Consider the following 17,374-nt stretch of genomic DNA (forward strand, 5'->3'; position numbering starts at 1 on the left):
TGAAATGTCATGATTATTCGAGCACGCTCCTCCGCAATCGCCCGCAGCTGGGCGCGCCGCGTTCGCCCGCAGATGCGCCGCGTTGAGCACGGCGTCCATTCCCAACTGCATGATCTCACTACCGAGCCTGGTTTGACGCAGGTCAGCGCCACTGGCTTCGTGGACAACGAGGGCGTGCGCGTGGCCTGGTATGAAGTCGGGCCAGCGGATGCCGAGGTAACCGCGGTCTTTATTCACGGTTACTGTTTGTCGGCGGAGAGCTTCTATTCGCAGGTTGCGGATGTCCGCGCAAACTATCCCTCGGTGCGTTGTTTGCTTGTCGATGTCCGCGGCCACGGCCGCTCCACCCACGTCGCTCCCTCTGAGTGCACCGTGCGGGGCGCAGCCGATGATGTTCTCGCAGTTATTGCTGAGCGCGCCGCAACTGGGCCGCTGGTGGTGATGGGCCACTCCATGGGCGGCATGATTGCGCTCAATCTTCTGCGGCGTGCCCCACGTCAGGTGGCCCAGCGCATCGAGGGAATGCTGTTGGTCTCAACGTCGATGCAGCGCTTTGCTGCCGAGGGAATGGCCCGCATGTTGGAATCGCGGACCCTCGGTGCGATCTACAGTGCCTGCCTGCGCCTTCCCGATCGCATGAATCGCGCGCGCTTCGAGGCAGCAGCGGTGGTCACACCCGCGTTCGCCGCACTCCTGCAAGGTTTCCCGCAGATGGACAGCCTGCAGTTCCACGTCTCCATGCTGCTCGACACGCCGATGTCGAGCTACGCTGGCTTTTTTGATGACTTGGTGGAGCACTCCGAGTTCGGTGCGGCGGCTCGGCTCCGTGATATCCAAGGGGAAATCGTCGTGGGCAACTATGACATCGTCACCCCGAAGCGCCAGTCCGAGGTCATTGCTCGGCATTGGCCCGCGGCGACGTTTACCGCTATCGAGGGTGCCGGCCACATGGTCATCCTGGAGGAACCACTCGAGGTCTCTAAGGCGCTGGGCCGTGTCCTTGACCGTGTGCTCGCTAGTTCCCGCTGACGGCGGCTGAGCCCTTTGCTGATAGCGGTCGTGCCCTTTGCTGTTGGCGGCCGAGCCCCGCGCGGTGGCTGAACTGCCCTATCTGCCAAAGTTGTCGCCCCTGCCTCAATTTTTGGAAGAAAAATTGTCAGGTAGGGCAGTTGCCGTTGTGGCTTTGAGCATGAGAATGCCCCTTCTGCCCGAAGCGGGACAGAAGGGGCTGGAGGGCGTGAAGCTTTTAGCCCTAAGACTTAGTCCTCATCGGAGGAGGCGGCGAAGGTAGCCGTCGGGTCATCGATCTTCAGGTCGCGGGCAGCCTGCTCCACGACGCTACGCTCCACCTTGCCCTCGCGAGCCAGGCCCTCGAGGACGGCGACGACGATGGACTCGGCGTCATTGTTGAAGAAGCGGCGAGCGCCCTCACGGGTATCGGAGAAGCCGAAGCCGTCCGTGCCCAGGACGATGTACTCGCCCGGCACGTAGGGGCGAATCTGCTCCTGCAGGTCCGTGGCGAAGTCGGAGACACCGATGTACGGCCCCTCGAAGCCCTTGAGCTGGGAGGTGGCGAAAGCCTCGGTCGGGGTGCTGCCCTTCTGCAGGGCCTCCTTGTTGCGGGCAGCGCCATCGCGGGCCAGGTTGACCCACGAGGTGACGGAGAACAGCGAAGCCTTGACGTCGAACTGCTCGGCCAGGATTTCCTGGGCACGCAGCGCCTCATAGACACCGACACCGGAGGCCAGGATGTTGGCCGGGATGGAGCCGGACTCGGCGGTGTTGTAGTGGTAAATACCCTTGTGCAGGCCCTCGACGTCGAGGTTCTCCGGCTCGGCCGGCTGCTTCACCGGCTCGTTGTACACGGTGATGTAGTACATGATCGGCTCGTTGTCTTCGCCGTACATGCGCTCGATACCGCGCGGAACAAGGTGAGCAATTTCGTAGCCGAAGGCTGGGTCGTAGACCTCAACCGCTGGGTTGGTCGATGCCAGGATCGGGGAGTGACCATCCATGTGCTGCAGGCCCTCACCGGTCAGGGTGGTGCGGCCGGCAGTAGCACCGATGATGAAGCCGCGGCCCAGCTGGTCGCCGGCGGCCCAAAAGGCATCGCCGGTGCGCTGGAAGCCGAACATCGAGTAGAAGATGTACAGCGGAATCATGGCCTCGCCCTGGGTGGCGTAGGAGGTTGCAGCGGCGGTGAAGGACGCGGCAGCGCCGGCTTCAGAAATACCTTCGTGGAGGATCTGGCCGTCAGTAGCCTCGCGGTAGGAGAGCATGAGGTCATGGTCCACAGGCACGTAGTTCTGGCCGCGTGGGTTCCAAATCTTCAAGGTCGGGAACCAGGAGTCCATACCGAAGGTGCGGGCCTCATCCGGGATGATCGGCACAACGCGCTTGCCCAGCTCCTTGTCACGCATGAGCTCCTTGAAGGTTCGAACCAGAGCCATGGTCGTGGCCACATCCTGCTTGCCCGAGCCCTTACGCACCGAGCGCAGCTTGGACAGATCCGGGGTGGTCAGCGTGGTGAAGTTCTCGCGGCGCTCCGGCAGGAAGCCACCGAGCTCCTTACGACGCTCCAGCATGTACTTGATTTCCGGAGTCTCCGGACCCGGGTGGTAGTAGGGCGGCAGGTACGGATCAGCCTCAAGCTGCTCATCCGAAATCGGGATACCCTGCTTATCGCGGAAGAGCTTGAGATCCTCCAGCGTCAGCTTCTTCATCTGGTGGGTAGCGTTACGGCCTTCGAAGTTGTGGCCCAAGCCGTAGCCCTTAATGGTGTGGGCCAGGATGACGGTCGGGCGGCCGGTGCCGGCGTAGCTCAGAGCCTTGTCATACGCAGCGTAGATCTTGCGATAGTCGTGGCCACCACGGCGCAGTGCCCAGATCTCATCATCGGTCATGTCCTCAACCAGCTTGAGCGTGCGCTCATCGCGGCCGAAGAAGTGTTCACGCACGTAGGCGCCATCGTTGGCCTTGAAGGTCTGGTAGTCACCATCCGACGTGGTGTTCATGATGTTGACAAGGGCGCCTTCCTTGTCAGCGTCGAGAAGCTTGTCCCAACCGCGGCCCCACACGACCTTGATGACGGACCAGCCGGCGCCACGGAAGAAGGACTCCAGCTCCTGGATAATCTGCGTGTTACCGCGCACCGGGCCGTCCAGGCGCTGCAGGTTACAGTTCACCACGAAGGTGAGGTTGTCCAGCTCATAGAGGGACGCCATCTGTAGCAGACCACGGGACTCCGGCTCATCCATCTCACCGTCACCGAGGAAGGCCCACACGTGCTGCTTGGAGGTGTCCTTGATGCCGCGGGTCTCCAGGTACTTGTTGAAACGAGCCTGGTAGATAGCATTAATCGGGCCAAGACCCATGGAAACAGTTGGGAACTCCCAGAAGTCCGGCATCAGGCGTGGGTGCGGGTACGAAGGCAGGCCCTTATTCTCACCGCGGGAGTGCTCCTGGCGGAAGCTGTCCATGTCCTCTTCAGTCAAGCGGCCTTCCATGAAGGCGCGGGCGTAGACGCCCGGGGAGGCGTGGCCCTGGAAGAAGATCTGGTCACCGCCGGACGGATCGTCCTTGCCCTTGAAGAAGTGGTTCAGGCCAACCTCATAGAGCGGGGCAGCGCCAGCGTAGGTGGAAATGTGGCCACCAACGCCAATGCCCGGACGCTGTGCGCGGTGCACCATGATGGCGGCGTTCCAGCGGATCCAACGACGGTAGCGCTTCTCTAGCTCCTCGTCGCCGGGGAATTCCGGCTCGAGGGAGGTCGGGATGGTATTAACGAAGTCCGTAGACGTCAGGGACGGCAGTGGAACACGCTTGGCGGTGGCACGCTCAAGAAGGCGTAGCATCAGGTAGCGGGCACGTTCCGGATCGGAAGAATCAAGCAGACCGTCGAGGGAATCCATCCACTCGCGGGTCTCCTCCGGGTCGGAGTCGTGCAGGTACGCGGCTACACCATCGCGGACGATGGGGAAGTTGGAGTCGCCGTTGACAGCGTCCAAATCAGCCATTGAATCCTCCTGGTTCGGGGTACAAAGATCTGTCACAAGGATACGCGTCTCTCACTAGGGAGACACGTCGAGGTCCCTTGTGGTGCTTTTACGGGGGAAAATGTCCACTTCTGGGGAGGAATAGGGGTGGTTCAGCGCGAAAATGTGCACGACAGACGTTAAAATACTCTGCATGACAACGACGACTCCATCGGAAGGAACTCAACACGTGACCGGATCTGCGGCCAAGCTCGGTATCGAGGAGGGGCAGATCGCCCTCGAACTCGGATGGGACGAGGACTGCGATTCCACGATTTCCGAGTCCATTGAAGACGTGCTGGGAGAAGACTTCCTCGACGAGGAGACCGACGAGCTGTGTGATGTCGTGCTGCTGTGGTGGCGCGCTGAGGATGGCGACTTGGTCGATGGCCTCGTGGACGCCACCCGTCCACTCGGTGATTCTGGCCGAATCTGGCTGCTCACCCCGGGTGCCGGCAAGCCGGGCAACCTTGAACCGGGTGAGATCTCCGAATCCGCACAGCTGGCAGGCCTAGTGCAGACCAAGGCTGAGCGCCTTGGTGAGTGGCAGGGTTCTTGCCTCGTGGCACGCGGCTACACCAAGAAGCCTTAAACTTTTCGCTGCTCAGCGGGCATTCTCGGTGTCGGGGGAGGCCCTGATTTGTTACTGCGGGTGCCCGTAAGCTAATCTTGTGCGAGCGCACCAAGCGCACTGCGGCTTTAGCTCAGCTGGAAGAGCAACTGGTTTACACCCAGTAGGTCGGGGGTTCGATCCCCTCAGGCCGCACCATGTGAGGGCCACTTTCTACACTGCTAGGATGTGGCCCTTTCGCGATCTCACGGCTGTCCCACGGGGGACGGGGGTGACGCTAGAAGCGGTCTTGGCCGCGGTTGCGGATCTTTTCGTAGAAGTCCGGCTTGGAGGAGCCGTAGCGCGAGCGGGAACGGCGCGAGGAGGAAGCAGGGGAGGCCGGTGCTGTGGGCTGCGGTGCGGCGTCGGTAGACACCGCGGACTCAGCGGACTCAGAGGACGCAGGTGCGGAGTCGGAGGCAGACTCCAGCTCGGCTGTGGTGGGGCCGTCTACAGCGGCTTCAGCAGCGGCGAGAGCAGCTTCTTCCTCGCGGGCACGACGGCGTTCCCTAATCTCCGACCACACGAAATAGGCCAAGCCCAGCGGCGCCATGATGCCGAAGGCAATCCATTGGTAGCCATAGGACAGGTGATTACCGCGGTCGAGCTTAGGAACGGGGAGCGCGTGGAGCTCGCCGGGCTGATCCGGGGAGAGTTGGAGGTAATCGTGGGCGAGGGGGACGCCGACAAGCCCTGCTATCTGCTCCGTATTGATGGAGTAGACCTGCGTGTAGCCCTGCTGCTCCGTGGGGGCGGACGTGTGCTGGGGTTCGTCCGTACGGGCCATGGCCACGATGGTGACGTTCTCACTGGGGGCCTTATCGATGTGGGGGACGGCGTTGCCCTCATCGGTGGGCATCCAGCCGCGGTTAACCAGATAGGTCGTGCCCGAGGTGCTTTCAAACGGGACGAGGGACTGGAAGGCGGGGCTCGAGCCCACTGGGCGCAGGCGCAGCAGTACTTCCTGATCCGGCAAATAGTGGCCGGTGACCTCAGCGCGGGTCCATTCCTTGTTCAGCGTTCCCTCAGCGGAGAAAACATCCTCGATCGGCTGCGGGTCAGACTCATAGGCCTCTTCGATGAGGTGGTTGCGTTCCACAATCTGATCATCCTTACCCAGCTGCCATGGTGCGAGCACCGTGAAGGCGAAGTAGGTAAAGGCGACGACAGTGATGAGCAGGATGACCCACCCAGGCTTGAGGAACGTCTTCAGCATGAGGACCAGTCTAGTCGCGCTGCTCGCGAATCCACTCGAGTAGGCCTGGCACGGACGCGTCGATCTCCTTGCGGGTGCGCTCAAAGTCCTCGTCAGTGCCGTAGAACGGATCCTCGACGCTGGCGTCCTCAGGAGAGTTCGGGTCGAAACTGCGCATGAGGCGCACCTTATCCTTAGGGATACCGCGCTCAAGGAGGGCATCGCGGTGGCCAGTGTCCATAGCCACGAAAAGATCGGCGTCCATGTGCTCCTCACCGAGCTGGGAAGCGCGGTGATTGGCACCATCATGGCCGCCGCGGCGCAGCTCTGCCACGGCGCGCTCATCGGCTCCCTGGCCAACGTGCCAGCCGCCGAGACCACACGAGGATACGCGGGCAAGGAGGTCGAGCATGTCGGTCTCCATGGCATCGCGGGTGATGATTTCAGCCATGGGGGAGCGGCAGATATTGCCAGTGCAGACGAATACGATGTGGAGCTGGTTGTCGTTCTCCGGAGGCGTCATGGAGGGGACTCCTTAAGATATCGAGGGTGCGCTGGCGAACGAAAGCTAGGATATAGCAGCAACGCGACTGACGTGAAACCCACCTTCAACAAAGGAGCAAACGAGATGGCAGAACGCACGACCGTCGGTGACATCCGCCGCGTCATCCACGAGGCATACCCGCCAGAGCTCGCCGAGTCCTGGGATGCCGTGGGCCTGGTCTGCGGTGACCCCACGGACGAGGTGAGCACCGTGGCCTTCGCCCTTGACTGCACCCAGGAGGTGGCGGACAAGGCTGTGGAACTCGGTGCCCAGATGCTTGTGGTGCACCACCCGTTGCTCATGCGCGGAGTGACCTCGGTGGCTGCGGATACGCCGAAGGGCAAGGTCATCCACACTCTCATCCGCAACGGCGTGGCTCTGCTGTCGGCCCACACCAATGCGGACAAAGCGCGCCCAGGTGTCAATGACAAGCTGGCAGAGCTCGTCGGCATCACGCCGGGCCGCCCCATTGTGCCGGTGGAACCTTATGACGACCTCGAGGAGGCGTTGGGGCTGGGCCGCGTGGGCGAGCTGCCGGAGGCCATCACTCTGCGCGAGTTCACTCAGCGGGTAGCCGATGCCCTTCCGGAGACCGAATGGGGTGTGCGTGCCGCCGGGGACCCGGAGCGCATGGTGAAGCGCGTGGCCGTCTCTAGCGGTTCGGGTGATTCCTTCCTCGATAAGGCGGCGGCACTGGGCGTGGACGTGTACGTCACGTCTGACCTGCGCCATCACCCGGTGGATGAGCACCTGCGCGCGGCCGACCTGGCAGATCCGGAGGGCCCGGCCGTGGTGGATACCGCCCACTGGGCCAGCGAATTTCCCTGGACCGTGCAGGCACGCGATATTGTGGAAGGCGCATTGCGCGTGAATACCGAGATTATTGATCTCCGCACCGACCCTTGGACGATTTCTGCGCAGAAGGAGAACTAAATGAAACTGTCACAGGACCTGCAGCAGACCTTGCTCGAGCTGGCCACCCTGCAGCGCACACAGGCGCTCGGTGGACCGACCACCATCCCAGAACAAGAGGAGTACGAGAAGGCACAGGCCGCACACGCCCGGCTTGTCGACGCCTCCGGCTCCGCCCAACTCGCCGTCGATGACATGGAGCTGGAAATCCTCCGCATCCAGGCCGATGAGCGCAAGCTGCGCCAACGCGAGCGCGATGACAAGGCACAGCTCGGTGCGGCGACAGACCCAGAACAGCGCAAGGACCTGGAGCACGACCTGTACGCGGCGAAGTCCCGTATTGCTGATCTCATGAGCGAGCTGCAGGAAGCCCACAACGAGATCCATGCACTGCGCGCCAACCTGGACGTGCATGGCGCCAAGGTCTCCGACTCCGAGCGCAAGCTTGAGGTACTCAAGCGTGCGGCCGAGGCAGCGAAGGAAGCTGCTGATAACCAGCCGGACCCGCAAGAGCGCATCAACGAGCTGCGCGAGCAGTTGCCTGCTGAGGTCATTGAGGACTATGACACCGTCCGCGAGGAGAACGGCGTGGGCGCCGCCGCCTTCACCGGCCGCGCCTGTGGCGGCTGCTTCATCGTGCTGCCTCCGGCTGAGCAGAATGCTGTGCGCAACGCGGCTGCCGACGTTGTCCCGCAGTGCAGCGACTGCGGCTCCTACCTCGTGCGCCCTGCCTCATGAAACTCGTCATCTTTGCTGATGGCGGTTCCCGCGGCAATCCCGGCATCGCCGGCTCCGGCACCGCGGTCTACAACGACGACCGTTCGCAGCTGTTGCGGGAAATCGCCTACGTTGTAGGCCAGAAATCTACCAACAATGTGGCCGAATACCACGGCTTGCTGCGCGGCCTTGAGGCTGCCGTGGAGATGGGCGCGGACGAGGTGGAGTTCTACATGGACTCCAAGCTCGTGGTGGAGCAGATGAACGGGCGCTGGAAAATCAAGCACCCAGACATGCAGAAGCTCGCCATCGAGGCCCGCCGTCTGCTTAACCAGATTGGCAGTTATACCCTCGACTGGGTTTCGCGCGCACAGAACAAGGTGGCTGACGAGCTCTCCAACGTGGCGATGGATGCCGCCGCAGCCGGTGAGCCTGTCGGCATCGTCGGTCCAAAGAATTCTGACGCTGTAGCGACAGCCGATGACACCGTGGGCGAGGAGGGGACGTCGGAAAGCACGGCGACCTCCACTGAGCCGGCCATAGGGCCTACTACGGTGTCCGACTGGCGCCCCGACACCGGCCCCGCGACCCGGTTTATCCTGCTGCGCCACGGCCAAACGGCCATGTCCGCTGCCAAACAGTATTCCGGCCGCGCCAACCCGGAGCTCACCGACCTGGGTAAGAAACAAGCGCTAGCAGCCGCCCAAGCCTTGGCCGATACCCACATCGACGCAGTCGTGTGCTCTCCACTGCGCCGCTGCCAGCAGACGGCCTCCGCGGTGGTGGAAGGCCGAGACCTGCGCGTTGAAACTGTGGACAAGCTCATCGAGGTCGATTTCGGACGTTGGGAAGGCAAGACTTTCGCCGAGGCCGATGCCGCCGACCCCGAACTCCATGCCCAGTGGCTCACGGATACGTCCGTGGCCTGCCCCGGCGGTGAATCCCTGCGCGCGGTGCATCGCCGCGTCAGTGCCGCCCGCCGTGACCTGCAGAAGCGTTACGAAGGCAAGACGGTGCTCGTGGTCTCCCACGTCAACCCCATTAAATCCTTCATCCGCCAAGCACTCGACTCCGGCCCGCAGACCCCGAACCACCTCTTCTTGGGGCTGGCGTCTTTGAGCGAGGTTGAGTTCTTCGCAGAGGGCGGTGTCCTGCACCGATTCAACGATGTGGGGCATCTGGGCGCGCTGGGATAAACTAGCACCAGCGAATGAGCCGACCGGGTAAACGCGTCCTAGCGAACCGGCCCCCATGTGTGGGGCTAGGCGCGGGCCGAGGAAAGTCCGGACTCCACAGAGCACGGTGGTTGCTAACGGCAACCCGGGGTGACCCGCGGGCAAGTGCAACAGAGAGTAGACCGCCGCGCACTCCGCTACGCTTCGGCGCGGCGAAGTGGAGCGGTAAGGGTGAAAGGGTGCGGTAAGAGCGCACCAGCACCGTCAGCGATGGCGGTGGCTGGGTAAACCCCACTGGGAGCAAGGCATCACGGCCCGCCACGAATGCGGGCCCGATCAGACGTCAGTAGGTTGCTCGCCGAAGTCTGAAGGTAGCTGCTTGAGCCAGCTGGCAACGGTTGGCCTGGATGGATGTTTACCGCCGCGCCGCGTGCGCGGTACAGAATCCGGCTTATAGGTTGGCTCATTCGCTCCTACACGTTAATTTTTTGGAACAATGGGGCGGCATGAAGCTTTATGCCGCACCGTTGGATTTCCGCGCCATCGCGGAAGAATTTTCTGTCCCCACCGACTTCCCGCCTGAGGTTTCCGCACAGGCCGCCGCCGCGCAGGATCGCTACGCAGACCAGCGCCGGGACGCCCGGGACATTCCCTTCGTCACCATCGATCCGGCCGGTTCCATGGACTTGGACCAGGCCGTGTTCATTGAGGCCCGCGACGGCGGTTACCGCGTGCTTTACGCCATTGCGGACGTTGCCGCCTTCATCGAACCCGGCTCAGCTTTAGAAGAGGAGTCTCTCAATCGCGGGCAGACCATTTATCTCCCCGATGACCCAGCGCGGCTACACCCGGCGGAGCTCTCAGAGGATAGGGCCTCGCTGCTTGCCGACGTCGACCGGCCCGCCGTCCTCTGGACCTTCGACCTCGACTCCGCCGGTGAGGTAGAGGACTTCTCGGTCGAGCGCGCCCTGGTGCGCAACCGCGCACGCCTTGACTACGACCAGGTCCACGAGGATCTAGAGAACGGCACCTTGCATTCCTCCATCGCATTGCTGCCACAGGTGGGCAAGCTGCGCCAGGCTTCCTCTTTGCGTCGAGACGCGATCAACCTGCGTCTGCCCTCGCAGCGGGTCTCCGAGACATCTGACTCGGAGCAGGCTGAGGAACAGGGACACTATGAGCTCATTATCGAGCCGCGCTATGAAGTCATGGACTACAACTCGGAAATTTCCTTGTTGACCGGCATGTGTGCGGGCCGACTCATGGAATCCCACGGCGTCGGTTTCCTGCGCACGTTGGCCGCTGCCACACCGGAGGCTGAAGCCGAATTCCGTTCCGAAGCTCAAGCTCTAGGCTTCTCGCTGGAAGGGCAGTCCATTTCAGAGTTCTTGCACTCTGTCGATGCTGATTCGCCCCGTGGCATGGCGGTCATGCGCGAAGCCCAACGCCTCTTGCGCGGCGCGGACTATGTGTGGCTGGAGGAATCCCCGGCTGATGTCCACGCTGGCATTGGTGGGTACTATGCCCACGTCACGGCGCCGCTGCGGCGCCTCGTGGATCGTTTCGCTACCGAGGTCTGCTTGGCGCTCAGCGGCGGCTACGAGATCCCGGAGTGGGTTCGCGAGCGCGCTGCTGCGGTCATTTCCACGATGCGCTCGACATCGCAGCTGGCCTCCCAGGTGGACAGGGCCTGCCTCAACCTCACGGAGGCTACCGTCCTCGCACCGTGGGAGGGCACGAACTTCGAAGCTGTTGTGCTCGACGGTAGCGAGAAGCGCGAGAAGGCCCGCCTCTTCGTACTCGAGCCTCCTGTGATGGGGGAGGCCGTGGGCCAGCCCGCAACCGGCAGCGAGACCACCGTGTCCCTCGTCAAGGCCGATGTAGCGGAGCGCGACGTACTCTTCGCTTGGCCGGCCGATTAGCTTTCGGTTACTGCCGGCGCGCCTGCGTTGAGCGGAACCACAAGCAAGCCATCTTCCGCCAAATCAGCGGCGAAGTTGGTGGCCTTGGCAGCAGGAACATAGGCGATGACCGCCGTCGACGTTCCGGCATGCGCCGAACGTGCTGTCACGGCACCGCGGGCCGTGGCCAGCTGGGCGAGCTTTTCCGCAGAGTCGAAGCCGTACACCGTAGCCAACGCTGACTGTGACTGCGTCAGCAGCGGGAAGAGTTCCGTTCCGCGCCGGGACCGCAGCGCACGGGCCAGGCCCTGGGCACGATCGGTTTCCTCTGCGTAGAAAGTCAGCCATGCGGTGGCCTGGGGAATCGTGGGCTGATTTTCTGGCCCGTGGATTTTGTGGACGGCCGCCAGCCAGTCGAGAACGCGCTGCGGTGCGTCCGGCAACAGACGCAGCGATTCCGTGCCGAAGGCGCGGCAGGCGTCATCCACGAAGCGCTCGCGGGTGCGGATATCGGCGATAGCCTCTTCGCAGTCGAAGTCACCCGGTACGGCGAGCACATAAGCCGCTAGGTCCTGATTGACTGGGTGCGGAGCCTGCGTGACGGAACCATCGGCATAGTCGATGATGGTGGTGGATTCACCAGTTCCGCGCAGCGCTGCGGAATGGCGGGCGCGCAGAGCCGGGAAGTGTGCGAAAGTCCCGACTGCTTGCGAGCAGACCTCAGCCAGACGCGCGCGCAGCGGGGCGTCGTGCGGATCGTCAGCGCTGCCCAGCAGAGCGAGGGCCGTCGCGATGTCGATCGCTGCTGCTGCACCTAGTCCCGCGTTATCTGGGATGTCGGTGACCACCGTGATGTCCGCGCCGGTGGTCTCGCGGGAGAGCAGCTGGCGGGTGATCATGGTGTGGATAATGCCGCCTAAACGCGCGGCAAGGCCTCCTGCCGGTGCCGGGGGTTTCACCGGCTGGCCCTCAGAATCAACGCTTGGCTGCTGTTCAGCAGCGAGCGCGGAGACCTTATCCAACGTGATGAAATCCTCGGTCGTGCTGCCGTCAGCGTTGAGGCAGCGAACGGTGACGGTGCCGTCGTCACGTGGGCTGACTCCTACCGCTGCGCGCAGGTCCGACAGCCCCATGATGGCGATGCCGCCGTAGTGATCAATGTGCTCGCCAATGAGCGACCACGTGGCTGGGGCACTCGCAATGTGAGCGGGCTCGGTACCGACGTTCTCATTGTGTGCGGTGCGTACGCGGTCGATGACCGGCGTTGAAGGGGCGGTCCACAGGGGCATCGGGGAAGTACTCCTTTGCTGGTGGCGGTATGTTCTCTGCGGCTGGGCAGGAGAGAGTGACCTGTTCATTCTAGCCGCATGGCTCACGAGGGGTCTGTAGTGTGGGGTGCATCGAATCGACGGTGCACTTTTCCGGTGACCGAAACCGGAGAGGTTTCCGCGTTCCCCGATTCACAACGTAGAGATACGAGTCTCAGAATGGAGAAAACAATGGCTGACGCTGACAACAAGTGGTTCTATGACCCATCTACCGGTGAGGTTACCCAAGGCAAGGTTTCTGGCTGGGAGAACCGTATGGGCCCGTATGACTCCCGTGAGGCCGCCGAGCACGCCATCGAGATTGCTAACGCTCGTACCGCGGCTGCCGATGCCGAGGATGAAGCTGAGGACGACTACTAAAGGTCACAGCTACAGGCGCCACTGCCACAGGCGTCACTACTGACAAACACCTGACCCCGCTGCTCTCCATCAGGTAGGCGCTTAGTGCACCTAATGAGGGGAGCAGCGGGGTCAACCACGTCTCACGGGCCTGCTTAAAGCGATTATCGAGCGGCGTTACTTTCGCAGCTTCTTGCGCAGCGGCTTAAACGCCGCCTTAATCGCCTTGAAACTCTCGGCGTAGGCATCGAGCGCCTCCAGACCGATGGCGCGCTCTCGCTGGTAGAGAAGGCCGTAACCAAAGGTATCTTCGCCTCGACGACGAGCAGTCTCAGCCAGCTCGATGAGCTTGTCACGGGATGTTACTGAATCCTGGAAGTCACCCAACACCGACTGCATCTGCTTGCACGCCTTGTACAGGTTCTTGGTCTTGAGATTGGTAGCCGAACCTGCAGCTTCTGCAGCGTAACGCAGCTTCTTAGCGGCCTTGCGCATGTCGTGGAAATATTCCTCGCGCTCATGCAGCGACAACTCGGAGTTCTCCCAGTTCTTCACCGCCTTCTTGTGGCGCTTTACCAACTTGTCGTATGCCTCGTTGAGGTGCAAAGCCATGACAGTATCGAGGTCATGATGCTCCTTATCCTCAGTCTTGGAGTGCTTGGTCTTAGTCTTCGGCTCGTCCTGAGACCCCTGGCCTTCCTGATTGTCAGCGGACTCCTGTGCCTCAGGGCCCACCTCAACGCTTGCATCAGTCTCAGCTTCGTCGCGCTCGTCTTCCTCACGAGCAACCGGAGGGTTCGCCAAGAAGGCGTCAAGGGCGTCAAGCAGATCGAGGTACTGATCAGAATCGAGTGCAGCGATAACGCGACGGTGAGCACGGCGGTAGTCACGGCCCATGTCGTGTGAAATGTGCTCACGGGTTGCATCATCCAGCACGTCAGAGTCCTCCGACGCGAGGAGGTTCTGCCAGCGTTCTTCGACAACCTCTGCATCGCGGGCTACGCCCAGCATGCTGGCGAGTTCCTTGAGATCAGATTCCAGACGCTTAATCTCCGGACCCACCACAATGCCGTGGAAGGTCTGAAGGTGGCTGCGGAGCTCACGCGTAGCAACGCGCATCTGGTGCACGGAATCCCACTCATCGCGGCGAACTCGAGGGTCATACTCCACGAGCTTGTCACGGTTTGCTTTGAGTGCATTGACGACGGCTGCGGCGGGGGAGTCCGGTTCAACATTCGATACGGCGAGTGCCGGCGGCAGCTCCACGTTGTTGATGGAGTCCCCTAGGGCCGACTTCAGCTTGGAAGGTGAGGACGATACGCGAGCACCAGAGCTGATGAGTAGGGATGTGGCGTGGCGCAGGAAGGAGCCGCCCTCCTTGGTGGCGGGAAGTTCCCCTGCGAGCTCGACCTCCCACTCGCGCCATGCACACTGGGAGCCGCCCGGTAGGAACGAGAAGGCGGTGACGTGGTCATCGCAGAACTCAGCGACCGGCTGATCAGCTGCGTCGACCAAGAGCAATTCCGTACGGTTGTTATCCACCTGTGCAATGGGCTCCAAAGAGTGATTGCGGACCACCGAGCGCACTTCGTGGATGAGCTCTGCCGGAACCTCATAGCGGCCGTCAACAGGCTCGCCCAATTCAGCACGAACTTCTGTACGTCCCGCCTCACCCGGGATCTTGATGTGCCATCCATCATCATTACCGCCTGTACGGCGGCGCAGAGTGATCTTGGCATGAGTGAGTCGAAGATCCGCAGTGTCGTAGTAAATCGCTGACATTGAGTGATGACGAGTTTCCGCTACCCGGGCGACCTCTTCGAGCTGGGTGAGATCAGGCACCGGCGTGGATTCATCCACGGCGAACTTTGCTTCGACTTCTAGGAACGTCTTGGGAGACATACACACACCTTCGTCGGGAGGAGGAAACTTTCTCAAAGAGCAGGAAATGCCCTTATATCGCTACATAGTTTACCTGGCCACAGGGCTATACGGGGTTGGAGTGGTTGCCTAGCGTGTTAGTTGTCGGCGTCCGTCCACTCCAGAGGAATCACCGTTAAGATGAGATTTTTCTGCAGCGGCGGCCCCGGCGGACATGCCCGCGCGGCTGCCCATAGCCAGCGATATTGTCCGCGCATTTGGGAAGTGTCGGTCTCGGGCTGCTTCAGCGTCTAGCCGGCGCTGATCCAATGCATTGAAGGCCCGGTTGGTGAGTGCCAATGCGTGGGGGTCATCCTGGTGGGCAGAATCCTTAAGGTCTGTTTCCCTAGGCTCATGGGGTGAGAGTGTCTTGTTAGCCTCATCGAGAAGCTCGCTGATCCGAGACGCGTACGACAGGATGAAGCTGCGGCGGTAACTCGCGAGGTTGCCGAGTTTCTGGGCATTCTCGGCATGCTCCCCATGGCGCATGTGCCAATCACATTGGCGCTGCAGAGACCGGAAGAGATCGAGCACATGCCGAAGATCGCCCTCGGTTCCGAAAATGGTGATGATTCCTTTAGGGTGAATCTGCAACGCGGAACAGCCGTTTCTATCAGCGATAACACTGAGCAATGTCGACTTGTGGTTGATGTAGGGAGCACTGATGCGAACCCGCCTGGAAACGAACTCAGCTGCATCATTACTGTCAATCTCTTCCATTCGGTGTCGTTGCTGAAGGCTCTGAGCCTTAGCAATAAGCGCGCTCGCTTCCTCTTCGTAAGGCGTCGATTCGGCCTTCTTGAGGAGATTAGTGATTCTTGTGCGCACCTTGGCTTCTTTGGTTCTACGCGGTTGTTGAGCGCTCGACTCATCAATCAAAGCGTCAACGTCCCTTAACCGAGGCAGCCTCATGATTTCTGTAATGAACTGTTCGAGCTCGGTAGTGGTCATGCTCATGGACGTGGGTGGTTCGAGGGTTAGCCATTCCTTGCGTAGAACCGTAGAGGTGATTTGGGCTGGTACACGCCCAGCGGCACGGTAAACGATGGGGTAGCAGTATTTGCCTAGGACGTGGAGTAGATCTGCGGGAGACCACCCCTGTTGCGCGGCGATAATAACGAGATCGATGCCTCGGTCACTGAGTGCTGAGTGGTAAGAGTTCATGACTATCCTTTTGTGGTTGGTACAAATGTTCGCTTGTGTGGCCATTCAAGCATGTTGCTTCGACATAAGTCCCTGGGTTAGAAAATTCTTGCCCCCGAGATACTCTTGCGAGCAGGGGCAACGAACGGCGATGCGGGGGCAATCCTGATGACTTTCGGCTGGGGTGTACTGACCGCCGGTAGGGTTTAAAGCATGAACAGCCAACACGAATTCGTCCTCCGCACAGTAGAAGAACGCGATATCCGCTTTATTCGTCTGTGGTTTACCGACATCCTGGGCGCATTGAAGTCCGTGGTGATGAGCCCCTCCGAATTGGAATCTGCATTTGAAGAAGGCGTTGGCTTCGATGGTTCATCAGTCGAAGGTTTCTCCCGCATTTCTGAGGCTGACACCATTGCGATGCCAGATCCGTCGACGTTCCAGATCATGCCTTTCGACAAGGATGAACCTGAGCTGCTGTCGGCGCGGATGTTTTGCGATATCGCGCAGCCTGATGGTCAGCCCTCGATGGTGGACCCGCGACACATTTTGCGACGACAGGTCACTGAGGCTGCAAATGAAGGATTCACGTGTATGGCATCGCCTGAAGTGGAGTTCTACCTTCTCGAGGATGCCCGGGACATTAACAGGTTGGTTGCCACCGACAATGGCGGGTACTTTGACCAAGCGACTCATGACAATGCGCCGAGTTTCCGTCGGCGCTCCATGTACGCACTGGAGTCTATGGGCATCGCCACGGAATTTAGTCACCATGAAACCTCTCCTGGGCAGCAGGAAATCGACTTGAGGCACGCAGACGTACTAGCGATGGCGGACAATATTATGACCTTCCGCTACGTCATTAAGGAGGTCGCTTCGCAACAGGGCGTTCACGCCACCTTCATGCCCAAGCCATTTGAGCATCGCTCGGGCTCCGGTATGCACACGCACCTGAGTCTTTTTGAAGGAGACTCGAATGCGTTCCACGACCCGGATGATGAGTTCTCCCTTTCGGAGACTGCGAAGCAGTTCATCGCTGGCATCCTCGAGCACGCTGTCGAAATGACGGCAATCACTAACCAATGGACCAACTCCTACAAGCGGCTCATGTTCGGTAGCGAGGCGCCGGGTTCCGTGACTTGGGGCGTGTCGAATCGCTCCGCGCTCGTCCGTGTTCCTACGTATCGGCTCTCCAAAGAGATGTCTCGCCGGGTAGAGATTCGTTCTTTGGATTCCGCGATGAACCCCTACTTGGGTTATGCGGTTCTTCTTGCCGCCGGTCTGCGGGGTATCAAGGAAGGCTACGAGCTTGGTGATCCTGCAGAGGATGACGTCCACCAGCTGACGCGCCGGGAACGCCGTGCGATGGGCTATAAGGATCTGCCGATGAGCTTGGATCAGGCGCTTCGTGAGTTTGAGCGTTCTGAGTTTATGGCGGAAGTTTTGGGAGAGCACGTCTTTGAATACTTCCTGCGCTCTAAGTGGGATGAATGGCACGAGTACCAGCAGCAGATCACGGCTTTTGAACTTCGCCACAACCTGAACTTCTAGGAGAA

At 61.1% G+C, this 17,374-nt stretch carries 14 protein-coding genes, 1 tRNA gene and 1 other RNA gene; 10 read left to right on the forward strand and 6 right to left on the reverse strand.

Going from position 1 to position 17,374, the window contains the following annotated elements; all coding sequences use genetic code 11:
* The first annotated feature begins 9 nt into the window (after positions 1-9).
* A complete protein-coding gene (locus M5J09_RS12205; protein WP_070538367.1) occupies positions 10-1,029 on the forward strand; it encodes an alpha/beta fold hydrolase in 1,020 nt (339 codons plus the stop codon).
* A 230-nt stretch (positions 1,030-1,259) separates the two neighbouring features.
* On the opposite strand, the gene aceE is transcribed toward M5J09_RS12205, so the two are convergent.
* Positions 1,260-4,016 (reverse strand): pyruvate dehydrogenase (acetyl-transferring), homodimeric type, encoded by a 2,757-nt coding sequence (gene aceE / locus M5J09_RS12210; protein WP_042531733.1) that lies wholly within the window; start codon positions 4,014-4,016, stop codon positions 1,260-1,262.
* A 172-nt stretch (positions 4,017-4,188) separates the two neighbouring features.
* Here aceE and M5J09_RS12215 point away from each other — a divergent pair, with 172 nt between their 5' ends.
* Positions 4,189-4,626, forward strand: coding sequence for a DUF3052 domain-containing protein (locus M5J09_RS12215; RefSeq protein ID WP_042531732.1), 438 nt, complete (start codon positions 4,189-4,191; stop codon positions 4,624-4,626).
* Between the two features lie 101 nt (positions 4,627-4,727).
* Positions 4,728-4,803 (forward strand) — tRNA-Val (locus M5J09_RS12220).
* A gap of 79 nt (positions 4,804-4,882) precedes the next feature.
* On the opposite strand, the gene M5J09_RS12225 is transcribed toward M5J09_RS12220, so the two are convergent.
* Complete coding sequence (locus M5J09_RS12225) at positions 4,883-5,860, reverse strand: SURF1 family protein (RefSeq protein ID WP_257158052.1); 978 nt, start codon at positions 5,858-5,860, stop codon at positions 4,883-4,885.
* A gap of 10 nt (positions 5,861-5,870) precedes the next feature.
* Positions 5,871-6,362 (reverse strand): low molecular weight protein-tyrosine-phosphatase, encoded by a 492-nt coding sequence (locus M5J09_RS12230; RefSeq protein WP_070538363.1) that lies wholly within the window; start codon positions 6,360-6,362, stop codon positions 5,871-5,873.
* A gap of 105 nt (positions 6,363-6,467) precedes the next feature.
* Between M5J09_RS12230 and M5J09_RS12235 the strand changes: the two genes are divergently transcribed.
* The 5 genes from M5J09_RS12235 to M5J09_RS12255 all read left to right on the forward strand — a co-directional run bounded on the left by M5J09_RS12235 (position 6,468) and on the right by M5J09_RS12255 (position 11,109).
* Positions 6,468-7,316, forward strand: a complete 849-nt coding sequence (locus tag M5J09_RS12235) for a Nif3-like dinuclear metal center hexameric protein (RefSeq protein WP_257158053.1) — start codon at positions 6,468-6,470, stop codon at positions 7,314-7,316.
* Positions 7,317-8,033, forward strand: a complete 717-nt coding sequence (locus tag M5J09_RS12240; RefSeq protein WP_042531716.1) for a zinc ribbon domain-containing protein — start codon at positions 7,317-7,319, stop codon at positions 8,031-8,033.
* Entirely contained in the window at positions 8,030-9,208 is a 1,179-nt protein-coding gene (locus M5J09_RS12245) for a bifunctional RNase H/acid phosphatase (RefSeq protein ID WP_257158054.1), read from the forward strand. Before M5J09_RS12240 ends, M5J09_RS12245 begins: the two co-directional genes overlap by 4 nt.
* Before the next feature lie 15 nt (positions 9,209-9,223).
* Positions 9,224-9,657, forward strand: an RNA gene (gene rnpB, locus M5J09_RS12250) — RNase P RNA component class A.
* 36 nt (positions 9,658-9,693) lie between these two features.
* A complete protein-coding gene (locus tag M5J09_RS12255) occupies positions 9,694-11,109 on the forward strand; it encodes an RNB domain-containing ribonuclease (RefSeq protein WP_257158055.1) in 1,416 nt (471 codons plus the stop codon).
* Here the strand turns inward: M5J09_RS12255 and M5J09_RS12260 are convergent.
* Complete coding sequence (locus M5J09_RS12260) at positions 11,106-12,377, reverse strand: galactokinase family protein (protein WP_257158056.1); 1,272 nt, start codon at positions 12,375-12,377, stop codon at positions 11,106-11,108. The two genes, M5J09_RS12255 and M5J09_RS12260, sit on opposite strands and share 4 nt — an antisense overlap.
* Before the next feature lie 210 nt (positions 12,378-12,587).
* Here M5J09_RS12260 and M5J09_RS12265 point away from each other — a divergent pair, with 210 nt between their 5' ends.
* Positions 12,588-12,776: a hypothetical protein gene (locus M5J09_RS12265; RefSeq protein WP_042531708.1), complete on the forward strand. Its 189-nt coding sequence runs from the start codon at positions 12,588-12,590 to the stop codon at positions 12,774-12,776.
* 156 nt (positions 12,777-12,932) lie between these two features.
* On the opposite strand, the gene M5J09_RS12270 is transcribed toward M5J09_RS12265, so the two are convergent.
* On the reverse strand, positions 12,933-14,657 hold the full coding sequence (locus M5J09_RS12270; protein WP_257158057.1) for a CYTH and CHAD domain-containing protein: 1,725 nt from the start codon (positions 14,655-14,657) through the stop codon (positions 12,933-12,935).
* Between the two features lie 108 nt (positions 14,658-14,765).
* Complete coding sequence (locus tag M5J09_RS12275; protein WP_257158058.1) at positions 14,766-15,839, reverse strand: DUF2786 domain-containing protein; 1,074 nt, start codon at positions 15,837-15,839, stop codon at positions 14,766-14,768.
* 192 nt (positions 15,840-16,031) lie between these two features.
* On the opposite strand from M5J09_RS12275, the gene M5J09_RS12280 reads away from it, so the two are divergent.
* Positions 16,032-17,369, forward strand: a complete 1,338-nt coding sequence (locus M5J09_RS12280; protein WP_042531702.1) for a glutamine synthetase family protein — start codon at positions 16,032-16,034, stop codon at positions 17,367-17,369.
* Positions 17,370-17,374: the final 5 nt, after the last annotated feature.

Source organism: Corynebacterium sp. BF-R-2 (assembly GCF_024586525.1).
Taxonomy (GTDB): Bacteria; Actinomycetota; Actinomycetes; order Mycobacteriales; family Mycobacteriaceae; genus Corynebacterium; species Corynebacterium singulare.

Coding starts and splice junctions, on each gene's coding strand:
- M5J09_RS12205 (WP_070538367.1), top strand. CDS start 10: ATGATTATTCGAGCACGCTCCTCCGCAATCGCCCGCAGCTGGGCGCGC.
- aceE (WP_042531733.1), bottom strand. CDS start 4,016: ATGGCTGATTTGGACGCTGTCAACGGCGACTCCAACTTCCCCATCGTC.
- M5J09_RS12215 (WP_042531732.1), top strand. CDS start 4,189: ATGACAACGACGACTCCATCGGAAGGAACTCAACACGTGACCGGATCT.
- M5J09_RS12225 (WP_257158052.1), bottom strand. CDS start 5,860: ATGCTGAAGACGTTCCTCAAGCCTGGGTGGGTCATCCTGCTCATCACT.
- M5J09_RS12230 (WP_070538363.1), bottom strand. CDS start 6,362: ATGACGCCTCCGGAGAACGACAACCAGCTCCACATCGTATTCGTCTGC.
- M5J09_RS12235 (WP_257158053.1), top strand. CDS start 6,468: ATGGCAGAACGCACGACCGTCGGTGACATCCGCCGCGTCATCCACGAG.
- M5J09_RS12240 (WP_042531716.1), top strand. CDS start 7,317: ATGAAACTGTCACAGGACCTGCAGCAGACCTTGCTCGAGCTGGCCACC.
- M5J09_RS12245 (WP_257158054.1), top strand. CDS start 8,030: ATGAAACTCGTCATCTTTGCTGATGGCGGTTCCCGCGGCAATCCCGGC.
- M5J09_RS12255 (WP_257158055.1), top strand. CDS start 9,694: ATGAAGCTTTATGCCGCACCGTTGGATTTCCGCGCCATCGCGGAAGAA.
- M5J09_RS12260 (WP_257158056.1), bottom strand. CDS start 12,377: ATGCCCCTGTGGACCGCCCCTTCAACGCCGGTCATCGACCGCGTACGC.
- M5J09_RS12265 (WP_042531708.1), top strand. CDS start 12,588: ATGGCTGACGCTGACAACAAGTGGTTCTATGACCCATCTACCGGTGAG.
- M5J09_RS12270 (WP_257158057.1), bottom strand. CDS start 14,657: ATGTCTCCCAAGACGTTCCTAGAAGTCGAAGCAAAGTTCGCCGTGGAT.
- M5J09_RS12275 (WP_257158058.1), bottom strand. CDS start 15,839: ATGAACTCTTACCACTCAGCACTCAGTGACCGAGGCATCGATCTCGTT.
- M5J09_RS12280 (WP_042531702.1), top strand. CDS start 16,032: ATGAACAGCCAACACGAATTCGTCCTCCGCACAGTAGAAGAACGCGAT.